The 22,183-nt window shown below is 70.0% G+C and carries 20 protein-coding genes and 1 other RNA gene; 14 read left to right on the top strand and 7 right to left on the bottom strand.

The window, feature by feature from the left end; translation table 11 throughout:
- Positions 1-20: 20 nt before the first annotated feature.
- Positions 21-527 carry a nucleotide exchange factor GrpE gene (grpE, locus tag ACW7G5_RS09295; protein WP_457003832.1) on the bottom strand — a complete coding sequence of 169 codons (507 nt, stop codon included), beginning with the start codon at positions 525-527 and terminating at the stop codon, positions 21-23.
- Positions 524-1,615, bottom strand: a complete 1,092-nt coding sequence (gene hrcA, locus ACW7G5_RS09290; protein ID WP_457003831.1) for a heat-inducible transcriptional repressor HrcA — start codon at positions 1,613-1,615, stop codon at positions 524-526. Before hrcA ends, grpE begins: the two co-directional genes overlap by 4 nt.
- Positions 1,616-1,719: 104 nt before the next feature.
- Between hrcA and recN the strand changes: the two genes are divergently transcribed.
- Complete coding sequence (recN, locus tag ACW7G5_RS09285; RefSeq protein WP_457003829.1) at positions 1,720-3,399, top strand: DNA repair protein RecN; 1,680 nt, start codon at positions 1,720-1,722, stop codon at positions 3,397-3,399.
- A 9-nt stretch (positions 3,400-3,408) separates the two neighbouring features.
- Here the strand turns inward: recN and fur are convergent, their stop codons facing one another.
- Positions 3,409-3,813, bottom strand: coding sequence for a ferric iron uptake transcriptional regulator (fur, locus tag ACW7G5_RS09280; protein ID WP_457003991.1), 405 nt, complete (start codon positions 3,811-3,813; stop codon positions 3,409-3,411).
- A 103-nt stretch (positions 3,814-3,916) separates the two neighbouring features.
- Between fur and ACW7G5_RS09275 the strand changes: the two genes are divergently transcribed.
- Entirely contained in the window at positions 3,917-4,306 is a 390-nt protein-coding gene (locus tag ACW7G5_RS09275) for an outer membrane protein assembly factor BamE (RefSeq protein ID WP_457003989.1), read from the top strand.
- Between the two features lie 16 nt (positions 4,307-4,322).
- Here ACW7G5_RS09275 and ACW7G5_RS09270 read toward each other — a convergent pair whose 3' ends face one another.
- Together ACW7G5_RS09270 and ACW7G5_RS09265 are read right to left on the bottom strand one after the other, a co-directional pair.
- Positions 4,323-4,583 carry an RnfH family protein gene (locus ACW7G5_RS09270; protein WP_457003827.1) on the bottom strand — a complete coding sequence of 87 codons (261 nt, stop codon included), beginning with the start codon at positions 4,581-4,583 and terminating at the stop codon, positions 4,323-4,325.
- A 3-nt stretch (positions 4,584-4,586) separates the two neighbouring features.
- Positions 4,587-5,015, bottom strand: coding sequence for a type II toxin-antitoxin system RatA family toxin (locus ACW7G5_RS09265; RefSeq protein WP_457003825.1), 429 nt, complete (start codon positions 5,013-5,015; stop codon positions 4,587-4,589).
- Between the two features lie 52 nt (positions 5,016-5,067).
- Here ACW7G5_RS09265 and smpB point away from each other — a divergent pair, with 52 nt between their 5' ends.
- Entirely contained in the window at positions 5,068-5,565 is a 498-nt protein-coding gene (smpB, locus tag ACW7G5_RS09260; RefSeq protein WP_343275674.1) for an SsrA-binding protein SmpB, read from the top strand.
- Here smpB and ACW7G5_RS09255 read toward each other — a convergent pair whose 3' ends face one another.
- A complete protein-coding gene (locus ACW7G5_RS09255) occupies positions 5,566-7,755 on the bottom strand; it encodes a CHASE domain-containing protein (RefSeq protein ID WP_457003823.1) in 2,190 nt (729 codons plus the stop codon).
- 173 nt (positions 7,756-7,928) lie between these two features.
- Here ACW7G5_RS09255 and ssrA point away from each other — a divergent pair.
- From ssrA to ACW7G5_RS09225, 6 genes are all read left to right on the top strand, one after another.
- Positions 7,929-8,281: a transfer-messenger RNA gene (gene ssrA, locus ACW7G5_RS09250) on the top strand.
- Between the two features lie 94 nt (positions 8,282-8,375).
- Positions 8,376-9,293: a formate dehydrogenase accessory sulfurtransferase FdhD gene (gene fdhD, locus ACW7G5_RS09245; protein ID WP_457003821.1), complete on the top strand. Its 918-nt coding sequence runs from the start codon at positions 8,376-8,378 to the stop codon at positions 9,291-9,293.
- A complete protein-coding gene (locus ACW7G5_RS09240; RefSeq protein WP_457003819.1) occupies positions 9,290-11,641 on the top strand; it encodes an FdhF/YdeP family oxidoreductase in 2,352 nt (783 codons plus the stop codon). The genes fdhD and ACW7G5_RS09240 overlap by 4 nt, the downstream gene beginning before the upstream one ends.
- A gap of 6 nt (positions 11,642-11,647) precedes the next feature.
- Positions 11,648-11,905 carry a hypothetical protein gene (locus tag ACW7G5_RS09235; protein ID WP_457003817.1) on the top strand — a complete coding sequence of 86 codons (258 nt, stop codon included), beginning with the start codon at positions 11,648-11,650 and terminating at the stop codon, positions 11,903-11,905.
- Positions 11,906-11,978: 73 nt separating this feature from the next.
- Positions 11,979-12,728 (top strand): response regulator, encoded by a 750-nt coding sequence (locus ACW7G5_RS09230; RefSeq protein ID WP_457003815.1) that lies wholly within the window; start codon positions 11,979-11,981, stop codon positions 12,726-12,728.
- Positions 12,725-14,734 carry an ATP-binding protein gene (locus ACW7G5_RS09225; protein WP_457003813.1) on the top strand — a complete coding sequence of 670 codons (2,010 nt, stop codon included), beginning with the start codon at positions 12,725-12,727 and terminating at the stop codon, positions 14,732-14,734. Before ACW7G5_RS09230 ends, ACW7G5_RS09225 begins: the two co-directional genes overlap by 4 nt.
- A 37-nt stretch (positions 14,735-14,771) precedes the next feature.
- Here the strand turns inward: ACW7G5_RS09225 and ACW7G5_RS09220 are convergent, their stop codons facing one another.
- Entirely contained in the window at positions 14,772-15,497 is a 726-nt protein-coding gene (locus ACW7G5_RS09220; RefSeq protein WP_457003811.1) for a helix-turn-helix domain-containing protein, read from the bottom strand.
- 177 nt (positions 15,498-15,674) lie between these two features.
- Between ACW7G5_RS09220 and ACW7G5_RS09215 the strand changes: the two genes are divergently transcribed.
- The 5 genes from ACW7G5_RS09215 (at position 15,675) to ACW7G5_RS09195 (ending at position 22,180) form a co-directional block, all read left to right on the top strand.
- Positions 15,675-17,303 carry a TldD/PmbA family protein gene (locus ACW7G5_RS09215; protein WP_457003809.1) on the top strand — a complete coding sequence of 543 codons (1,629 nt, stop codon included), beginning with the start codon at positions 15,675-15,677 and terminating at the stop codon, positions 17,301-17,303.
- A gap of 131 nt (positions 17,304-17,434) precedes the next feature.
- Positions 17,435-19,069, top strand: coding sequence for a TldD/PmbA family protein (locus ACW7G5_RS09210; protein ID WP_457003807.1), 1,635 nt, complete (start codon positions 17,435-17,437; stop codon positions 19,067-19,069).
- Between the two features lie 21 nt (positions 19,070-19,090).
- Entirely contained in the window at positions 19,091-20,425 is a 1,335-nt protein-coding gene (locus ACW7G5_RS09205; RefSeq protein ID WP_457003805.1) for a TldD/PmbA family protein, read from the top strand.
- A 19-nt stretch (positions 20,426-20,444) separates the two neighbouring features.
- Positions 20,445-21,143 (top strand): DUF4159 domain-containing protein, encoded by a 699-nt coding sequence (locus tag ACW7G5_RS09200; protein WP_457003803.1) that lies wholly within the window; start codon positions 20,445-20,447, stop codon positions 21,141-21,143.
- Positions 21,144-21,181: 38 nt separating this feature from the next.
- On the top strand, positions 21,182-22,180 hold the full coding sequence (locus ACW7G5_RS09195; protein WP_457003801.1) for an AAA family ATPase: 999 nt from the start codon (positions 21,182-21,184) through the stop codon (positions 22,178-22,180).
- Positions 22,181-22,183 lie beyond the last annotated feature (3 nt).

Here is a 22,183-nt window from a genome sequence, read left to right as displayed (position 1 = left end):
GGCGGTGGTCCAATCGACGCTCAATCGGTGTTCGACACCGCGACCAGGGCCGGGCGCAGCAGCTGCTCGTTGAGGCGGTAGCCCTTCTGGAACAGCTGTGCCACGGCGCCGGCGTCGACGCCGGGGGCGTCCACCACGCTCATCGCCTGGTGCAGGTCGGGATTGAAGCCCTCCCCGGCGGCAGGCGCGATCTCGAACAGGCCGTGGTTGCCGGCCACCCGGCGCAGCTCGCGCAGGGTCAGCTCGACGCCGTCGTGCAGCGGGCCCGCGCCGGCGGCGGCCAGCGCCGCGTCCAGGCTGTCGAACACCGGCAGCAGGTCGCCGAGGATCTGCTTGTTGGCGAAGCGGCAGGCGTTCTGGACATCGCGCTCCATGCGCCGGCGCTGGTTCTCGAGGTCGGCGCGGTCGACCAGCGACTGCGCGCGCACCTGCTCCAGCTCGGCGCGGAGGGTTTCGATCACGTCTTCCAGGGGAAGGTCGTCTGCGGGCGCCTCGGCGGCGTGGTCGGGCGTCTGTTCGGTGGTCATCGCTGTCCTGGGTCCGGAGTGTCTCGGTCCGCACTGAGTGGGGATGCCGCGTCGGGATTCAAGGCGGCGCCGAGGACCTCGGCGGTCGCCTGCACCACCGGGATCACCCGCTCATAGGCCATCCGCGTGGGGCCGATCACCCCCAACACCCCCAGGACGCGACCTCCGGCGCCATAGGGCGCGGTCACCAGCGACATCCCGGCCAGCGGCGCGACCCCGGTTTCCTCGCCGAAGAACACGCGTACGCCCTGGGCCTTCACCGTGCGCTCGAGCAGCTGCAGGATCTCGCGCTTCTCCGCGAACGCATCGAACAGGCCGCGCAGGCGGTCAAGGTCGGCGAGGTCCTGGACCCCCAGCAGGCGCGCCTGTCCGGCAACAACCATGTCGTCGCCCCCCGGTACCAGCACCTGTTCGGCAAGGTCGGTGGTGGCGCGCAGCAGGCCTTCCATCTCGCTGCGCGCGCTGCGCAGCTCTTCGACCAGCGCCGCGCGGATCCGCGCCAGCGGCTGGCCGGCAAAGTGGGCATTGAGGTAGTTGGCCACCCGCTCCAGCTCGGCGGCGTCGTAGGGGCGCCGGGTGTGGACGATCCGGTTCTGGACCTCGTGATCGGCGAACACCACGATCGCCATCACCCGCTGCCCGTCCAGCGGCACGAAGTCGATCTGGCGGAATGCGAACTGCTCGCGCCCGGGCACGCTGACCACGCCGACGAAGCGGGTCATCGCCGAAACCAGCTCCGAGGCGCTGCCCAGCAGCGTCTGGGTGCCGGCGCTGGTCGCCAGGCTGCCGCGCATGCGCATGAATTCCTCCTCCTCCAGCGGACTGAGCTGGAGCAGCGAGTCGACGAACACGCGGTAGCCGCGGGCCGTGGGCACGCGCCCGGCCGAGGTGTGCGGCGCCGACAGCAGGCCCACTTCCTCCAGGTCGGACAGGATGTTGCGCACCGTCGCCGCGCTGACGTCGAGACCGGCGTGGCGGACCAGGGTCTGCGAACCGACCGGCTCGCCGTCGCGGATATGGCGCGCGATCAGGGTGCGCAACAGCTGGCGCGCGCGCGGGTCGAGGGGATCGGAACGGCGTCGGGACATGCCGCGGGTATACGTCCGAAGGGCACTTGTCGCAAGCCGCGGGCTCACAATCGGCAAGATCGACGATGACAGGCTGCGCGTCTCCACGGCACAATCCGCGCACCATGCTCAAGCGACTGTCGATCAAGGATTTCGCCGTTGTCTCCGCCACCGAACTCGAATTCGGGCCGGGGCTGACCGTCGTTTCGGGCGAAACCGGCGCCGGCAAGTCGCTCATCGTCGATGCGCTCGGCTTCCTGTCCGGGCTGCGCGCCGACGCCGGCATGGTCCGCCACGGCGCCAAGCGCGCCGAGCTCGACGCCGAATTCGACCTCGGCGACTCGCCGCTGGCGCTGGACTGGCTGCGCGAACAGGAGTTCGACGACGGCCAGGCCTGCCAGCTGCGGCGCACCCTTCGCGCCGACGGCGGCTCGCGGGCGTGGGTCAACGGCCGCCCGGCCACGCTGTCGCAGCTGGGCGCGCTGGCGGCGCTGCTGGTGGAGATCCACGGCCAGCACGAACACCAGGCACTGCTGTCGCGCAGCAGCCAGCTGGCCCTGCTCGACGCCTTCGGGCGCCACGAGGCCGAACTGGCCGCGGTGGCCACGGCGACGCATGCCTGGTCGTCGCTGCTGCAGGAGCGCGCACGGCTCAGCGCGGCCGGCGACGTCTCCGACCGCATCGACTTCCTCGAGCACCAGCACGCCGAGCTCGAGCGCGAAGTACTCGAACCCGACGCCATCGAAGAGCTGGTGGCCGCGCACCGGCGCCAGGCCCACGCCACCGAGCTGGTCGAGGCCTGCGATACCGCGCTCGAGCGCCTGGGCGGTGACGCCGGGGCGCTGCCGACCGTGGTCCAGCAGCTGCGTGGCCTGCTTGCGCGGATGCAGGTGCACGAACCACGCCTGGGCGAAGTGGACGCCATGCTCGAGGGCGCCGCCATCCAGCTCGACGAGGCCGCGGTGCTGCTGGATCGTGTCCGTGCCGATCTCGACATCGATCCCGACCATCTGCAAACGCAGGAACACCGCCTCTCGCGACTGCACGAGCTCTCGCGCAAGCACCGCGTGCCGCCGGAGGAGCTGGCCGCGCACCGCGACGCGCTGGCGGCGGAGCTGGAGTCGCTTGCCGGCTCGGCGAAGCGGCTGGCCGGGCTGGAAGGCGAGATCGGGACGGCCGCCGGCGCATGGCGCAGCGCCGCCGCGCGCCTGGGCAAGGCCCGCGCGAAGGCCGCAACCGCACTGGGCAAGGCGACCACCACGTTGATCGGCGAGTTGGGCATGGGCGGCGGGCGCTTCGAGGTGGCACTGGAACCCACGTCCGGCGACGCGCCGGATGCGCAGGGCGCCGAGCGCGTCGAATTCCTGGTCACCGCCAACGCCGGACAGCCGCCACGGCCGCTGCGCAAGGTGGCGTCGGGCGGCGAACTGTCGCGCATCTCGCTGGCCATCGAGGTCGCGGCCCTGGGCCTGGACGCGGTCCAGACCATGGTCTTCGACGAGGTGGACTCGGGCATCGGCGGCGGCGTGGCCGGGATCGTGGGGCGCGAGCTGCGCGACCTCGGCAGCCGTCGCCAGGTGCTCTGCGTGACCCACCTGCCCCAGGTCGCGGCCCAGGGCCACGCCCATTACCGGGTCAGCAAGGCTGAAAGCGAGGGCATGACCCAGAGCGCCGTGCGCCTGCTCGACGACGCCGGCCGCCAGGAAGAGCTGGCGCGGATGCTCGGCGGGATCGAGGTCAGCCGCGAGGCGCGGGCGGCGGCCAGGCGCCTGCTGCGCGAGGCCGGGGAACCCACCGCCGGCTGAGCGCCCGGCTCAGCGCTTCTTGCGCACGTAGAGCACCAGCGAGTGCTCTTCCAGGATGTAGCCGTACTTGTCGGCAACCTCGTGCTGCAAGGCTTCGATCTCCGGGCTCTCGAACTCGATGATCTTGCCGCTGTCGACATCGACCATGTGGTCGTGATGGCCGCCGCGGTCGATCTCGTAGACCGCGGTGCCGCCCTCGAAGTTGTGCTTGAGCACCAGGCCCGCCGCTTCGAACTGGGTGAGCACGCGGTAGACGGTGGCCAGGCCGATCTCGTCGCCGCCGTCCAGCAGCTGGCGGTAGATGTCCTCGGCGGACATGTGGTGGTGCGAGGTCTTCTGCTCGAGCAGCTGGAGGATGCGCATGCGCGGATGCGTGACCTTCAGTCCGGCCTTGCGCAGCTCGTTGGTTTCCATGCGATTCCCGTTCATTGGCGATTGCAGCGCCAGCTGCCGTGGACCGGTCGCGGCGGCGCGGCGAGTGTATCATCGCCCCATGTCCGTCCCGACCTGGCCACCGATGCGCAACCTGATCGTCCCCGTCCTTGCCGCGTGCCTCTGCGCCGGCTGCAGCTTCGTATACAAGCAACCCGTCTACCAGGGCAGCCTGGTCCAGCCCGGCAACGTCGCCCAGCTGCAGGCGGGAATGAATCGCCAGCAGGTGTCGGCGCTGCTTGGCTCGCCCTCGATCCAGGATCCGTTCCACCACGAGCGCTGGGATTACACCTCCACCGAGCGCGTCGGGCGCACCGGCAAGACCGAAGTACACAACCTCGTGCTGTTCTTCGAGGGCGACACGCTGCAGCGCTGGGAGGGCGATTACTTCCCCGACCGCGACAAGGAGCTGATCGGCAACGTGCGCCGGCAGTTCGGCCCGAACCTGCCGCGCCAGGAGTCCAAGCGCCGCTGAGTACCTTGTTGCGCGCTCAGCCTTTCGCGGCCCTGGCCGCGCGGCGGCGGCGCGCTTCCTTGGGGTCCACCAGCAGCGGCCGCAGCAGTTCGACGCGGTCTCCGTCGTGCAGCGCGGCGCTGCCGGCGACACGCACCCCGTACACCGCATAGGCATCGATGCCCTCCTGCGGCAGGCCGCTGGCCGCCACCGCATCGGCAACCGTCGCCGGAGCCGCCAGTTCCAGCACCACCGCGTGGCACGCTTGCGGCAGCGCCAGGACCACTTCCACCCGCACCGCTCAGTTCCCGGCGTCGGCGACGCGCACGAAATCATCGACCATGCGGTCGGCCAATCCCTGCAGCCCGAGCTTCATCGCCGGCAGCAGCAGCCGGCTGCGCGGCTCGAAGTCGAGCTGGAGGGTGACCTTGCAGGCGGATTCGTCCAGCGCGTGGAACTCCCAGCGCCCGGCCAGCTTGCGGAACGGGCCGTCACGCAGCTCCATGTCGATGCGCTGCGGCGGGACCAGCATGTTCTCGGTGGTGAACCAGGTGCTGATGCCGCCGATGCCGAGTTCGAGCCGGGCCAGCATGCGGCCGTCATCGGCTTCCAGTACCCGCGCTCCGCTGCACCAGGCAAAGCGCCGCGGGTAGGCGGCAACGTCGTTGACCAGCGAAAACATCCTGGTCGCGGAGTGTTGCACCAGTGCGGACCGTGTGATCGTGGGCATGGGCTGCGTGCATCCGTTCCTATCGCGCCCGGCGCCGTGGGACAATGGCGGGATGGGCAAGAGCGCAAAGGATAAGGGAAAGGCCAAGGCCGGGGGCACGATCGCGCTGAACAAGCGCGCGCGCCACGAATACCACCTGGGTGACCGCTATGAGGCCGGGCTTGCCCTGCAGGGCTGGGAACTGAAGTCGATCCGCGCCGGTCGCGCCAACATCGGCGAGAGCTACGCGGTGGTCCGTGGCGGCGAACTGTTCCTGTTCGGTGCCCAGGTCACGCCGCTGATCCAGGCGTCGAGCCACGTTGTCGCCGACGAGCGCCGCACCCGCAAGCTGCTGCTGCACCGGCACGAGATCGACAAGCTGGTCGGCCTGGTGCAGCGCGACGGCTTCACCATCGTGCCCACCGCGCTGTACTGGAAGGCCAACAAGGTGAAGATCGAACTCGCGCTGGCCAAGGGCAAGCAGTCGCACGACAAGCGCGACGCCGCCAAGGACCGTGACTGGCAGCGCGACAAGCAGCGCGCGATGCGCCGCCACAACCCGAACGCCTGATCAGGCGCTGGCCGGCTCGTCCGGCAGGGTGAAGCGGAACCGCGCGCCTTCGCCGGGAACGCCTTCGCCGCTGATCGTGCCGCCATGGCGCTCGATGATGCGCTTCACCGAGGCCAGGCCGATGCCTTCACCGGCGAACTCGTCGGCGGCATGCAGGCGCTGGAACGGCCGGAACAGCTTGCCGGCGTAGGCCTGGTCGAAGCCGATGCCGTTGTCCGAGACCTCGAACCACTCTTCCCCTCCGTGCTCGACCCGCCGGAACCCGACCCGCGCCGGACTGGTGTCCCGGGTGTATTTCCAGGCGTTACCGAGCAGGTTGCCCAAGAGGTTGCGCACCAGGGTGCTGTCCCCCGACGCGGCCATGCCGGCCTCGATCACCACCTCCACCTCGCGCCCCGGATCACCCTGCGCGAGCTCGGAAAGGATGTCGTGGGCCATCGCCGACAGGTCCAGCGGCTCGCGCTTGAGTTCGCTGCGCGAGACCCGGCTCATCTTCAGCAGCGCGTCGATCAGCTCGCCCATGCGCAGCGTGGCCGCGCGCACCCGTGCCACGTAGCCGCGGCCGACATCGTCAAAGGCGTCGGCATGGCGTTCGGCGGCCATGCGGCTGAAGCCGTCGATCGCGCGCAGCGGCGCGCGCAGGTCGTGGGAGATGGTGTAGGCGAAGGACTCCAGCTCTTCGTTGGCGCGGGTGAGTTCGCGCGTGCGCAGCGCGACCCGGCTCTCCAGGGTGCGGTTGAGCGCCAGCACTTGGGCCTGGGCACGCAGGCGGTCGGTGATGTCCTCCACCTGGACCAGGCTGGCCACGTCCTGCCCATGCTCACCCGGCACCTGGGCATAGGTCAGGTGCACGTGGCGGATGTCGCCGTCGTCGCGGTGGAGGTCGCGGGTCACCCGGTACACGCTGCCCGATGCCGCGCGCGCGCGCGCTTCGGCGGCGTTGTCGCCCCCCGTGAACAGGCTGCCGAACATGCGCCCCATCAATTCCTCCGGTGACGTGCGCACGACGTCGGCCAGGGCCAGGTTGGCGTCGATGATCCTGCCGTCGCGGTCGAGCAGGGCCTTGCCGATGGCCGAGAACCGGATCGCGTTGCGGAAGCGGAGTTCGCTGCGCCGGTAGGAGTCGCTCATCCGCGCCGCGATGTCCTGGGCACGCGACTGGGTGCGGGCCAGGATCATGGCCAGCGCGAACAACAGCAGCGAGGCGAGCACCCCCAGGCCGATCGTCCCCGCCGGGCCGAGCAGGCCACCGCCGCCATTTGTCCGCGCCTGGTGGAAGTCGAGGCGCCAGCGGCGGCCATACACCTGCTCGACCAGGCTGTGCCGCACGCCATCGGCGTCGGCATCGGGGAACGCCGCGGCGTCGTGCGGAAACACCGGCAGGTCATCGCCTTCGGCATCGTCCTCGCCCATGTCGACGATGCGCACCGACAGCCCGTCGCCGTCGGCCGGCACCGCGGTGGCGACGAACAGATCGATGCTGAAGGGTGCGCAGACCCAGCCGGACAGTGCGGCCGCGCGTGCCGCCTGGCTCCTGGGCACGATGCCCGACCGGTAGACCGGCGCATAGATCACCAGGCCCGGCCCGGCACCCTCCTGCATCGTTGGCAGTGGTGCCGTGATCCGCGCGGCTGCGCTGGTGCGCGCGGCGTCCATCGCCACCGCCTGCACCGGCTCGGTCAGCATGTCGAAGCCGACGACGTCGGCGCTGGCCACGGTCCGGGGTTCAAGCAGGATGACGGGTCCGTACTCCGCGCGCGCGCCCGGCGGATCCACGCGGAACAGCTGGCGTGACGCCGCGCGCTGTTCGAGCTGGAATTCCTGCAGCTCCGCCGGGGACATCGCCGCCGCATAGCAGAGCCCCAGCATCGCCGGGAACCGCTGCGACAGGTCGAGGCCATCGGTGTAGTTGCGCCATTGGCGTTCGTTCGGCCGCTGGATCGCGGCCAGCAGGGAAACGCCGCCGCGGGTGACCAACTCATAGGTCAGCAGTTGCTGGCGCAGGCGCGCCACGACCTGGTCGGCTTCGGCGGCGAGCCGCGCTTCGGACATCGCGCGCTCTCTGGTGCCGGCGCCGGTCGCGTAGATCGCGACCAGGGTCAGCGCGGCCACCAGCACCAGCACGGCAAGCATGTAACCCTGGCGTACCGGTAGGGGTTCGCCGGGGGGCGTGTCGTCTGCCATGGCCATGGGCGACGAGCATAACGCCTGGCGGCCGGATGCCGTTCAGTGGCAGGCGCGCGCCTGCTGAACGGACGGTGCCGGTACAGGCCGCGTACCCTTGCCGTTGCGGCCAACGCGCCTATACTGCCCCGGTCACGCGCGTTCACTGCCACCGGCAGGCGCCAGGTTTCCCGGAACACGGGGGTGCACTGGCTTCGACGGGGGTCGCGAAATCGCCTGGTGCATGCCGAGGGGGCCGCTTTCCTCGTTAATCCAGCAGCAACTTTTAGTTGCCAACGACGACAACTACGCTCTCGCCGCTTAAGGCGTAAGCCCCGAACCCACTTGTGCCCGTACTCGTGGATGTAGGGTCATCATTACGGGAATCCAGCCGCGGCGGCCGCCTGTCTGCCACGGTTGAACTAACAGGCTGGTTCCCCGGTGCGCTTCGCACGCCGTGCTGTCGGGGAACGAGATCCAACGGCGAGCTAAGCATGTAGGACCGGGGATGGAGTGCCTTCGGACGGCGGTTCGATTCCGCCCACCTCCACCAATGCAACACCAGGAAACCCGCAGAAATGCGGGTTTCTTGCCGTCTGGAGCGCGGCATCGCTGTCCGGCGCCGCCAGTTGCGGCATCCTAGGCACATGTCCAGCATCCGCGCCGAACCCGCCAAGCCTGTTGCCGCTGCCGGCAGCGTCCTGCGCCCCGTCGCGCGCTGGCGCGATGGCGGCATGCGGCTGCTCGACGACCACGTCGCCGAAGAGGTACCCGTGGCCTTCGTCTACAACGACGAGCCCTTCGCGGTGATGATGGCCACGCCGGCGGATCTGGCCGAATTCGCCATCGGGTTTGCGCTCAGCGAGGGCATCGTCCAGGCCGCGCCAGAGGTCACGATCGAGCGCATCGAGGAGTTCATCGAGGGCATCGAGATCCGCCTGCGCATCCCGGTTGCGCGCGCCGAGGCGCTGGCCCTGCGCCGGCGCAGCATGAGTGGACGCAGCGGCTGCGGGGTCTGCGGCAGCGAGCTGCTGGAAGCCGCGCTGCGCTATCCGCCCCCGGTCACGACCGACTTACGGGTTTCGACGCCGGCGCTGCGCCGCGCCATGCGTGAACTGCGCGCGGCGCAGGCGATCAATGCGCTCACCGGCGCCGTCCATGCCGCGGGCTGGGCGTCGCTCGATGGTGCGCTGCTGCTGGCGCGCGAGGATGTGGGCCGCCACAACGCGCTCGACAAGCTGATCGGCGCGATGCATGCATCGGGGCACGCGTCCGCGGATGGCTTCCTCGTGGTCACCAGTCGCGCCAGCTACGAAATGGCGATGAAGGCGGCCAGCACCGGCATCGCGCTGATGGCGGCGATCTCGGCGCCGACGGCGCTGGCGATCTCGCTTGCGGAGCGGGCGAACCTCACCCTCATCGGGTTCGCACGCGAGGATGGACATGCGGTTTACACGCATGGGCGGCGCCTGCTGGCGAAGCCGGCGGCTGGCGATACGGATGCAGGTACGGATATTGATGCAATCCACGATGGCGCACGCGCCGGCGGGAACGACGCGGCATGAGCAGCGACGGCCCGATCCGGAAATATGACGGCCCCGCCGGCGGCTGGGACGCGCTGAAGAGCGTTGCACGCCAACTGGTGAAGGAAGACGTGGGCGTCGGCGGCGCGCGCACCCTGCTGCGTACCAACCAGCCCGATGGCTTCGACTGCCCCGGCTGCGCCTGGCCCGACCGCGACCACGGCTCCACCTTCGAATTCTGCGAGAACGGCGCCAAGGCCGTTGCCGCGGAGGCCACGCGACACCGTGCAGGCCCCGAGCTGTTCGCACGCTACAGCGTCGCGCAGCTGGCCGGGTACAGCGACCACTGGCTCGAAGGCCAAGGCCGGCTGACCACGCCGATGCGCTACGACGCGGCCAGCGACCACTACGTGCCGGCGACCTGGGACGAGGCCTTCGCGCTCATCGCGAAGCACCTCAACGCCCTGCCCTCGCCCGACGAAGCGATTTTCTACACCTCGGGGCGGACCTCGAACGAGGCCGCGTTCCTGTACCAGCTGTTCGTGCGCGAGCTCGGCACCAACAACTTCCCCGATTGTTCGAACATGTGCCACGAGTCGTCCGGCACGGCGCTGGGCAAGCAGATCGGCGTCGGCAAGGGCACGGTGTCACTGGACGATTTCGAACAGGCCGACTGCATCCTGGTGTTCGGCCAGAACCCGGGCACCAACCACCCGCGCATGCTCGGCGAGCTGCGCGACGCCGCGAAGCGCGGCTGCAGGATCGTCGCCTTCAACCCGCTGCGCGAGCGCGGCCTGGAGCGCTTCGCCGATCCCAAGGACACGCTGGAAATGGCACGCGGCGGATCGACGAAGATCGCCTCGGATTATTTCCAGCTGAAGATCGGCGGCGACCTGGCGGCGGTCAAGGGCATGGTCAAGCACGTGCTTGAGCGCAACGCCGAGGTGATAGCCAAGGGCGAAGCGACGCTGCTTGACGAAGCCTTCATTGCCGCGCACACCGTGGATTTCGATGCGTTCGCCGCCGACGTTCATGGCGAATCGTGGGACACGATCATCGCCGAGTCCGGCCTGGACGAAGCCCAGCTGCGCCGCGCCGGCGAGATCTACCTGCGCTCGGACCGCGTCATCGCCTGCTGGGGCATGGGCATCACCCAGCACAAGCACTCGGTGGCGACCATCCACATGATCGCCAACCTGATGCTGCTGCGCGGAAATATCGGACGACCCGGCGCGGGCCTGTGCCCCGTGCGCGGGCACAGCAATGTGCAGGGCGACCGCACGATGATGATCTGGGAGCGGCCGCCGGCCGCCTTCCTCGACCGCTTGCAGGATGTCTTCGGCTTCCAGCCGCCGCGCGAGGAAGGCTACGACACCATCGGCGCGATCGAGGCGATGATCGATGGCCGCGCGAAGGTGTTCTTCGGCATGGGCGGAAACTTCGCCGTTGCCACGCCGGACAGCGAGGCCACCGCGCGCGGCCTGCGCAACTGCGCGCTCACCGTCCACGTCGCCACCAAGCTCAACCGCAGCCACCTCATCCATGGCAGGGAGGCGCTGATCCTGCCCTGCCTCGGGCGCACCGAGATCGACATCCAGGCCTCGGGCCCGCAGGGCGTGACCGTCGAGGATTCAATGAGCATGGTGCACATGTCGGCCGGCATCCATCCGCCGGCGTCGGACACGCTGCTGTCGGAGCCGGCGATCGTGGCACGGCTGGCGCAGGCCACGCTGGGGGCGCGGTCGAACATCCAGTGGGCCCGGCTGGTCGAGGACTACGACCGCATCCGCGACCTCATCGCGCGGGTGTTCGATGACTTCCGCGACTTCAACGCGCGCGTGCGCGTGCCCGGCGGCTTCCGCCTGTCGAACGGCGCCCGTGACCGTGTCTGGGCGACCGCTACGGGCAAGGCCCGCTTCATCGCCGCCGCAGTGCCCGTCGACACCCCCATCCACCGCGCCCGCGGCACGCACGGGACGCAGCCGGTGTTCACGCTGACCACCATGCGCTCGCACGACCAGTACAACACCACCGTCTACGGGCTGGACGACCGCTACCGGGGCGTGTTCGGCGAGCGCCGCGTGCTGTTCATCAACGCCGGCGACATCACCGCGCTCGACATGCGGCCCGGGGACTGGGTCGACCTGGAAAGCCTCGGCGAGGACGGCGTGCGGCGGCAGGTGAAGCGCTTCCTGCTGGTCGAATACGACATCCCGCGGGGCTGCCTGGCGGCCTACTACCCGGAGACCAATCCGCTGGTGCCGCTGTCGAGCTTCGCCGACGAGTCACGCACGCCGACCTCGAAATCGGTGCCGGTGGTGGTGACCGCGCACCTGCCCGACGCGACCGCGCCCCGCCAGCGCGACATTCCCGCCACCCTTGCCGGCTGAGCCCCGTTGCCGGTTGATGCCGTCCTGCTCCACTCACTGCTGGCCGAGTTGGCGACGCAGCCCGGAGGGGTGTCGACCGCGCGGCTGTGCAAGCGCCTGGGCCTGCGCATGAGCGTGCTGGCGCGAACGCTGGCATGGATGGGCGAAGACACGATCGGAGGGGTCGCGGGGCCGGGCTGGGTCCGCGTGCAACCGGATGGCGCGCGCAGCCTGGTGCTGCTGACCGACGCCGGTCGGCAGCTGCTCGATACCCTTCCGCCGTAAGCGCAGCGAGGGTCGCAGCCGGGCCCGCTGTGCGATGCTGTCGGCCGCGATCCTGCCCCGACGCTGCACCGGAATGAACAGCAACGCCACCGCCTCCACCGCCGCTCCATCCGGTCCCAACGTGCTGGTGGTCGACGACGACACCGAGATCGTCGCCCTGATCGAACGCTACCTCGGTGGCCACGGCTTCCAGGTCCGCGCGGCACACAGCGGGGCGGCGATGCACCAGGCACTTGCCGGATACGACCCCGACGTCGTGCTGCTCGACCTCGGCCTGCCCGACGCCGACGGCCTGTCGCTGCTGCAGCACCTGCGCACGCACTGGCAGGGCCCGGTGATCGTGGTCAGCGGCCGTGGCGAAGCGGTCGAGCGGGTCATCGGGCTGGAGCTCGGCGCCGACGACTACGTCGCCAAGCCCTTCGACTTCCGCGAGCTGCTGGCGCGCATCCGCTCGGTGCTGCGCCGGGCAGCGCCTGTGGAGCCGCCAACGGCACCGGCGCCACCGCGCCGCCTCGCCTTCGCGCATCTCGTGATCGACCTCGGCGCCCGCAGGCTGCACGACGCCGACGGCACCGAGATCCCGCTGACCACCGGCGAGTTCGATCTCCTGCGCGCCCTGCTCGAACGTCCGAATGAAGTCCGCAGCCGCGACGAGCTCATGAACACCCTGCACGGCCGCGAGGCCGGTCCCTTCGACCGCGCCATCGACGTCGGCATCGCCCGCCTGCGGCGCAGGATCGAGCTCGAGCCGGCGGCTCCCGAGCTGATCCGCTCGGTGCGCGGCATGGGCTACCTGCTGGCAACGGACGTGCAGCCGGCATGACCGGCGACAGGCTTCCGCCGCTCGGCATCCCCGGCCTGTTCGAAGCCGTGCCCGATGCGCTGGTGGTGATCGACGCGGATGGCCGGATCGTCCATGCCAACGCGCACACCGAAGTGCTGTTCGGCTACCCGCGCGGCAGCCTGGAAGGGCGCGAGATCGAAGACCTGGTGCCGGCCGCAGCGCGCGCGCGCCACCGCGCCTACCGCGACCGCTACATGGAGCAGCCGCACGTGCGTCCCATGGGCGCGAGCGGGCAGGCGTTGCTGGGCCTGCGCAGTGACGGCAGCGAGTTCCCCATCGAGATCGCGCTCAGTCCACTGCAGTCGGCCGAGGGCCCCCGTTACCTGGCGTCGGTGCGCGACATCTCCGGCACCCAACGCGTGCGGCAGGCGCTGGCGCGCGCACGCTATGACGCGATCGCCGCGCGCATCGGCCAGCTGGCGCTGGAGACCAGCGCCGAATCGGACCTGCTGCAGACGCTGCCGCCGCTGCTTGCCGAAACCCTGGGCGTGGAATCGGTTGCGATCATCGCGACCGTGCACGAATCGCAGCGCGCCGAAGTGCGCGCGGCGGCCGGGCCTGCCTGGCAGGTCGGCGGCACGCCGCCGCGGCCGTTCGCGGGCCAGCACCGGGATGCCTGGACCATCGATGACATTGCCGCCGACCCGTCGGCGGCGGCGCTGTTCCCACTGCCATTGCCGCGCTCCGGAAGCGCGGCAATGGTGCCGGTGCTGGAACGCCACCAGGTCTTCGGTGCGCTGCTCGCCACCGCCCGCGAGCCGCGCCGCTTCGACCATGACGCCCGCCACCTGCTGCAATCCGCCGCCGGCACGCTTTCGGCCTTCGTGCGACAGCGGCGCACCGAGGAAGCGCTCGCGCACGCACACCGCCTGGACGCGATCGGCCAGCTCACCGGCGGCATCGCGCATGACTTCAACAACCTGCTGACGGTGATGTCGGGCAGCCTGCAACTCCTGGAAACGGAAGTGGACTCCGACCAGGGTCGCGAGTTGCTCGCCAGCGCCCTGCGTTCGGTGGGCCGGGGTGCCGAGCTCACGGCCAAGCTCCTCGCCTTCGCACGACGACAGCGGCTGCTTCCACGCGACGTCGACGTGGCGGCGCTGCTGCATGACGTAGAGCGGGTGCTGCAGCGCACGCTTGGCGATTCCGTGCGCCTGCGCCTGGACGTTGCCGACGGCCTGTCCACGGCCTATGTCGATGCCGGCCAGCTCGAGGCCGCCCTGCTGAACCTCGTGCTCAACGCCCGCGACGCCCTGTTCCACGGCGGTGGGATCGTGGTCGCCGCCGACGGGGAGCGGGTCGTCCGCGCCCGCGCCGGCCTTGTCCCGGGCAACTATCTTCGCCTGTCGGTGCGCGACAACGGCCGCGGCATGTCAGCCGACGTCCTCGCCCGGGCGATGGAGCCATTCTTCACCACCAGGGAAGGCGAGCACGGCAACGGCCTGGGCCTGAGCATGGTCTATGGTTTCGCGCGCCAGAGCGGCGGCGACCTCGAGATCGACAGCAGCCCGGGTGCCGGCACCGAGGTACGCCTGTACCTGCCGGTCGCCGCGGACGCAGCGCCGAAGACCGTGGACGATGCCGATGCCGATGCCGGGCCCGTCGATGCGGCCGGCCGCGGTGAGCGCGTACTGGTGGTCGAGGACGACCCTGCGGTGCGCACGATCAGCGTGGCCTTCCTGCGGGCCGCGGGTTACGCGGTGGACGCAGTGCCGGACGCCGGGCAGGCGCTGGAACGCCTTGCCGGCGATACCGGCTTCGCGCTCCTGTTCACCGACGTCATGCTGGGCCCGGGCATGGACGGCAAGACGCTGGCGCGCAGCGCGCGCGAACTGCATCCCGGACTTCCGGTGCTCTTGACATCCGGCGACGAAAAGCACGTGGCCGACGCCGAGGGCACGTCGGGACTTCCGCTGCTGCGCAAGCCGTGGCGGCGCGAGGACCTGGTCGAGGCGGTGCGCAGGGAGCTCGCCCGGCGAACCTGATCCGCCGCCCGGTCGAGCCGGTTCGGCTGCGGGACCGTCAGTGGCAGCGTTCCCCGTCGCCTGCGAGCACCGCGCGCAGCCCGGCCTCGTCGACGATGCGGATGCGGCGGCCGCTGACCTCGATCATGCCGCGCGCCTGCATGCGCGACAGCGCCCGGGTCACGGTCTCCAGGGTCAGCGCCAGGAAGTTGCCGAGCTCGGCGCGGGTCATGCGCAGCAGCAACAGCTCCTGGTCCAGCCCCATGGTCGCGAAGCGCGCCGACAGGTCGAGCAGGAAGGCCACCACGCGCTGGTCGGCGCCAAGCGTGCCCAGCGCCAGCATCCAGCGCCAGTCGCGGCGGATCTCGCCGGCAAGCATCGCGGTCACCCGGACCTGGATCTCGGGCAGCATGTCCTGCAGGTTCGCGCAGGGCAGCTCCCAGACCTCGGCGGCATCCAGCGCGACCGCGTCGCAGGCGTGCGCGGGCATGTCGACGGCGTCGAGTCCAAGCAGGTCGCCACGCATGCGGAAACCGGTGATCTTCTCGCGCCCGTCCTCGCTCAACACGCTGGTCTTGAAGCAGCCCGAGCGGATGTAGAACAGCGAGCCACGCGGCTGCCCCGCATGGAACAGGGCCTGGCGCGGATCCACGCGATTCACGCGCGGCGGCCAGCGCAGCAGCAGCGACTCAAGCGCCGGCGCCGCATGCAGCTGCCGGCCATCCGCCCAGTCACCGGTCCGGACCGGGTTGGTGACGTGGCTGGACAGGGCGTTCTGGAACATGGGGGACCTCCGATTCCGCGATGTCCCCACTCTATTCAGCCAGCTGCCGCAAACGGGCAGCCGGTGGTAACGGTTGGTAACAGAATGTAACCGCGCGGCCGGCGGGGCCACCGGTCCGGCTTGGCGACCCGTGCGGACTTGCGTCAAGCTGCGTCGCAACGCCCGCCGGAGAGACCGATGCAACGCCGCGACTTCCTTGTCCTTGCAGGAACCACCACCTTCGCGCTCGCCCTGCCCGGCTGGCGCGCCATCGCCGCCGCCGAGCTCGCTTCCACGCTGGATCCCGCGCTCAAGCGCGCCCTGGCCGACGTCGCGCTCCAGGCCGCGCGCGACGCCGGTGCGAGCTACTGCGACGTGCGCATCGGCCGTTATCTCAGGCAGTCGCTGTCCACGCGCGAGTCGCGGGTGCAGAACGTGGTCAACGGCGAATCCACCGGCGTCGGCATCCGCGTGCTTGCCGACGGGGCCTGGGGCTTTGCCGCGACCAACGCGCTGCTGCCCGACGCCGTGGCCCAGGCCACCCGGCAGGCGACGGCGATCGCGCGCGCCAACGCCGGCATCCAGGACCGCCCCGTCCGACTGGCGCCCGCACCCGCCCTGGGCGAGCGCAGCTGGCGTACGCCGCTGCGGCGCAACGGCATGGACGTGCCGGTGCAGGAAAAGATCGAACTGCTGCTGGGCGTCAACGCAGCGGCCATGGCCGCAGGCGCCGACTTCGTCGAATCCAACCTGTTCCTGGTCAACGAGCAGAAGTACTTCGCCTCCACCGACGGCAGCCATGTCGACCAGGACATCCACAGGATCTGGGCACCGTTCACGGTCACCGCGGTGGACAAGGCCAGCGGCCGCTTCCGCACCCGCCAGGGGCTGGGCGCACCGGTCGGCATGGGCTACGAGTACCTCGACGGCGAGGCCTCGGGCAAGCTGCATCTGCCCGGCGGCGTGGTCCAGTACCGCGACTCCTACGACATGCGCGAGGACGCGGTGGCCGCGGCCGGCCAGGCGCGCGAGAAGCTGCGCGCGCCGTCGGTCAAGCCGGGTCGCTACGACCTGGTGCTGGACCCCTCCAACCTGTTCCTGACCATCCACGAGTCGGTCGGCCACCCGCTGGAGCTCGACCGGGTGCTCGGCTATGAGGCCAACTACGCGGGCACCAGCTTCGCCACCGTCGACAAGCGCGACGCGGGCTTCCGCTTCGGCAGCGAGCGGGTGAACTTCATCGCTGAACGCACCACGCCGGGCACGCTCGGCGCGGTGGGCTACGACGACGAGGGTGTGCCCGCCAAGCGCTGGGACCTGGTGCGCGACGGCGTCCTGGTCGACTACCAGGCCACCCGCGACCAGGCGCACATCCTGGGCAAGGACGAATCCGACGGCTGCTGCTACGCCGACTCCTGGTCGAGCGTGCAGTTCCAGCGCATGCCCAACGTGTCGCTCGAAGCGGGGCGCGACGGGCTGTCGGTGGCGGACATGGTCAAGGACGTGGAGAACGGCATCTACATCCACGGCCGCGGCTCGTACTCGATCGACCAGCAGCGCTACAACGCCCAGTTCGGCGGCCAGCTGTACTACGCGATCAAGGACGGCGCCATCACCGGCATGGTCGAGGACGTCGCCTACCAGATCCGCACGCCCGAGTTCTGGAACGCCTGCAGCGCGATCTGCGACGCCCGGGATTTCAGGCATGGCGGTTCGTTCTTCGACGGAAAGGGACAGCCGTCGCAGGTTTCGGCGGTGTCGCACGGCTCCAGCACGACGCGCTTCGACGGCGTGAACATCATCAACACCGCGCGCAACCTGGGTTGAGCGCGGCGACCGTGCCATTAGTTCATTGACCCCCCACCGCGGACACCGCAAGAATCGGCGGGTCCGGCGGGTACGCACGCGTGCGCGCCGCCGGTACTTCCAATCCATGCGCACACACCGGGGAGCGAGCCTTGGACAGACGTGATTTCCTGACTTTCAGCAGCATCGGCCTGGGCGGCCTGATGGTGCCTTCGCTGTTCACCCGCGCGATCGCCGCGGAGGAGCTCGCCACCTCCATCGATGTCGTGCGCAAGAAGGCGCTTGCCGATGCCGCGCTGTCGGCGGCGCGCGAGTCCGGCGCGACCTACGCCGACGTGCGCATCGGCCGCTACCTGCGCCAGTTCGTGGTCACCCGCGAGGACAAGGTGCAGAACGTGGTCAACACCGAGTCCACCGGCGTCGGCGTGCGCGTGATCGCGGGCGGTGCCTGGGGCTTCGCGGCCACCAACGACCTCAGCGCCGACGGCGTGGCCGGCGCCGCGCGCCAGGCCGCGGCGATCGCCCACGCCAACGCCAGGATCCAGACCGCGCCGGTGCAGTTCGCCGCCGCGCCCGGGTACGGCGAAGTCTCCTGGCGCACGCCCATCGGCCGCAATGCGATGGAAGTGCCGGTGAAGGAGAAGGTCGAGCTGCTGCTGTCGGTGAACGCCGCGGCCACGAATGCCGGGGCCGACTTCGTCAACTCCACCCTGTTCGCGGTCAACGAGCAGAAATACTTCGCCTCCACCGACGGCTCGTACATCGACCAGGACGTGCACCGCATCTGGGCGCCGATGAACGTCACCGCGATCGACAAGTCCAGCGGCAAGTTCCGCTCGCGCTCCGGGCTGTCCTCGCCGATGGGCCTGGGCTACGAGTACTTCGACGGCGACGCCTCGCAGAAATACGTCTCGCCCAACGGCGTGGTCAACTACGGCCATTCCTACGACATGGTCGAGGACGCCGTGGCCGCGGCGAAGCAGGCGCGCGAGAAGCTGTCGGCGCCGACCGTGAAGCCGGGCCGCTACGACCTGGTGCTCGACCCCTCGCACACCTGGCTGACCATCCACGAATCGGTCGGCCATCCGCTGGAGCTCGACCGCGTGCTCGGCTACGAGGCCAACTACGCCGGCACCAGCTTCGCCACGATCGACAAGCGCGAGGAAGGCTTCCGCTACGGCAGCGACGAAGTCACGATCTTTGCCGACAAGACCCAGCCCGGCAGCCTCGGCGCCGTGGCGTACGACGACGAAGGCGTGAAGTGCAAGCGCTGGGACCTGATCCGCGACGGCATCCTGGTCGATTACCAGACCATCCGCGACCAGGCGCATATCGTCGGCAAGACCGAGTCCGACGGCTGCTGTTATGCCGACTCCTGGTCCACCGTGCAGTTCCAGCGCATGGCCAACGTGTCACTTGCGCCGGGCAAGGCCAAGCTCTCGGTCGCCGACATGGTCAAGGACGTCGAGGACGGCATCTACATCGTCGGCGACGGTTCGTTCTCGATCGACCAGCAGCGCTACAACGCCCAGTTCGGCGGCCAGCTGTTCTACGAGATCAAGGACGGCGCGATCACCGGCATGGTCGAGGACGTGGCCTACCAGATCCGCACGCCGGAGTTCTGGAACGCCTGCGTCGCGGTCTGCGACGAGTCCGACTACCGCCTCGGCGGCTCGTTCTTCGACGGCAAGGGCCAGCCCTCGCAGGTGTCGGCGGTCTCGCACGGCTCCAGCACCGCGCGCTTCAACGGCATCAACGTCATCAACACCGCCCGAAACCTCGGCTGACCGGACACAGGAACCCATAACATGCCCATCCTCACCGAAGCCCAGGCCAAGGCCATCCTCGACAAGGTGGTCGCGCTGTCGACCGCCGACGAGTGCACGGCCACGCTCGCCGGCTCGACCGCCGGCAACATCCGCTTCGCGCTCAACAACGTCTCCACCAGCGGCATCGTCGACAACACCGAGCTGGCCGTGCAGGTCGCCTTCGGCAAGCGCGTCGGCACCGCCAGCATCAACGAGTTCGACGACGCCGCGCTGGAGCGCGTGGTGCGCCGCGCCGAGGACCTCGCCCGCCTGGCGCCGGAGAACCCGGAGTTCATGCCGGCAATCGGCAAGCAGGACTACCGGCCCAGCGCCACCTGGGACGACGCCACCGCGGCGATCACGCCCGAGTACCGCGCGCAGGTCGCCGCGGACTCCATCGTCCCCAGCCGCGCCGACAAGCTGATCGCCGCCGGCTTCCTCGAGGACAGCCGCGGCTTCACCGCGTTCGCCAACAGCAACGGCAACTTCGGCTACCAGACCTCCACCAGCGCCGACTACACCTGCACCGTGCGCACCGAAGACGGCACGGGTTCGGGCTGGGTCGGCCGCAACGTCACCGCCATCGGCCCGTTCAACGCCGGCCGCGACGTGCGCACCGCGATCCGCAAGGCCAGCGCCTCGGCCAACGCGCGCGCACTGGAGCCGGGCAAGTACACCGTGGTCCTGGAGCCGCACGCGGCAGCCGGCCTGATCTCGTTCATGATGAACTTCTTCGACGCCCGCCAGGCCGATGAAGGCCGCAGCTTCCTGTCGAAGAAGGGCGGCGGCAACAAGCTGGGCGAACAGGTCTTCGACCCGCGCGTCAGCATCCACGCCGATCCCTGGGACCAGGATGCGCCGGTCATGCCCTGGGATGGCGAAGGCCTGCCGCGCACGCGGATCCCGGTCATCGACCAGGGCAAGGTCGCCAACCTGCTGTACTCGCGCTACTGGGCCAAGCAGCAGGGCCGGGAGGAAGTCGCGCGACCGGGCAACCTGATCATGGCCGGCGGCGATGCGTCCACGTCCGACCTGGTGCGCGGCACCGAGCGCGGCATCCTGGTCACCCGCACCTGGTACATCCGCATGGTCGACCCGCAGACCGTGCTGCTGACCGGCCTGACCCGCGACGGCACCTTCTACATCGAGGACGGCGAGATCAAGTACCCGCTGAAGAACTTCCGCTTCAACGAGTCGCCGGTGATCATGCTCAACAACATCGACGAACTCGGCAAGCCCGTGCGCGTGAGCGGCGACGAATCGCGCTTCAGCATGATGATCCCGCCGATGCGCCTGCGCGACTTCACCTTCACCTCGCTCTCGGACGCGGTCTGAGGGCGGGGGCCGGGGCGACGTGGACCGCCGCGGCGCGCTGCGCCTCTTTGCCGCCGCATTCGCGGCCTCCGTGCTCCCGGCGACCGCGCGCGCCAACACCGGCCATGACTTCTGGTTCACCCGCCTGAAGTACGACTCCGGGAACTGGGACGTCGACCAGCGCATGCCGGCCAACCTGGCCACCGCGCTGGTCGACTACACCAGCCTGCGCGTGGATCCGAAGGAGCACGTGGTCGCGCTGGCCGATCCGAAGATGCTGCTGGCGCCGTTCTGCTATCTGGCCGGCCACAAGCTGGTGGAGTTCAGCCCGGCCGAGCGGCGCAACTTTGAGCGCTACGTGCGCAACGGCGGCTTCGTCTTCGTCGACGACTGCAACCACGACATCGACGGTCTGTTCGCGAAGTCCTTCGAACGGCAGATGGCGGACATCTTCGGCGGCGACGCCCTGGGCAAGCTGCCGAACACCCATCCGCTCTATTCCAGCTTCTTCCGCTTCCCCGACGGCCCACCCGCGACCAGCTACGAGCTCAACGGCTGGGGCGACGACCTGGTGCACGACTACCTCAAGGGCATCGAGGTCGACGGCCGCCTGGGCGTGCTCTACAGCAACAAGGACTACGGCTGCGAGTGGGACTACGACTGGCGCAACAAGCGCTTCCTGGCCGAGGACAACACGAAGTTCGCGGTCAACATCGTCGTCTACGCCCTGAGCGCATGAAGCCTGCCCCAACAGAGAACAATCGGTATCGCTTGCCAATGAACCCCACACTCGACGAATCCCGCATCCGCGAACAGCTCGACCGCATCGGCGCCCTGCGCGCCGCCATCGCCCAGGCCGTGGTCGGCCAGGACGCGGTAGTCGAGCAGATGCTGGTCGCCCTGCTCGCCGGCGGCCACTGCCTGCTCGAGGGCGTCCCCGGCCTCGGCAAGACCCTGCTCGTGCGCTCGCTTGGCCAGGCGCTCGACCTCGGCTTCCGCCGCATCCAGTTCACCCCGGACCTCATGCCCAGCGACATCCTCGGCACCGAGATCCTGGAAGAGGAGCACGGCACCGGCCGGCGCAGCTTCACGTTCCAGCGCGGCCCGGTGTTCACCCACCTGCTGCTGGCCGACGAGCTCAACCGCACCCCGCCGCGCACCCAGGCCGCCCTGCTGGAAGCGATGCAGGAACGCACCGTCAGCTACGCCGGCACTACCCACGCCCTGCCCGCGCCCTTCTTCGTGCTCGCCACCCAGAACCCGCTCGAGCAGGCCGGCACCTATCCGCTGCCCGAGGCGCAGCTGGACCGCTTCCTCCTGCACGTGCGGGTGGAGTATCCAGACGAGGCCGAGGAGCGCGAGATCCTGCTGCAGACCACCGGCAGCGCCCGCCCGCTCGTCCCGAAGGTGATGGACGGCGACGACGTGCTGGCACTGCAGGCGCTGGTGCGCGAGGTGCACCTGGGCGAGGACCTGCTGGCCTGGATCACGCGCCTGGTGCGCGCCAGCCGCCCCGGCCCGGATGCGCCGCAGGCGGTGCGCGACTGGGTGCGCTGGGGCGCCGGCCCGCGCGCCGGCCAGTCGCTGGTCCTGGCGGCGAAGGCGCGGGCACTGCTGCAGGGGCGCTACGCGGCCACGCGCGAGGACGTGCATGCGATGGCCGCGCCGGTGATGCGCCACCGCCTGCTCCTGTCCTTCGCCGCCGAAGCCGAGCAGAAGGACGCCGACGACGTGGTCGCGGCCCTGCTGCAGGCCGTGCCCGCACCGGCCGCCTGAGCG

The organism is Luteimonas sp. A501 (genome assembly GCF_054052085.1).
Note: the sequence above shows the minus strand (reverse complement) of the source record. Positions and strands in the feature narration are given on the sequence as shown.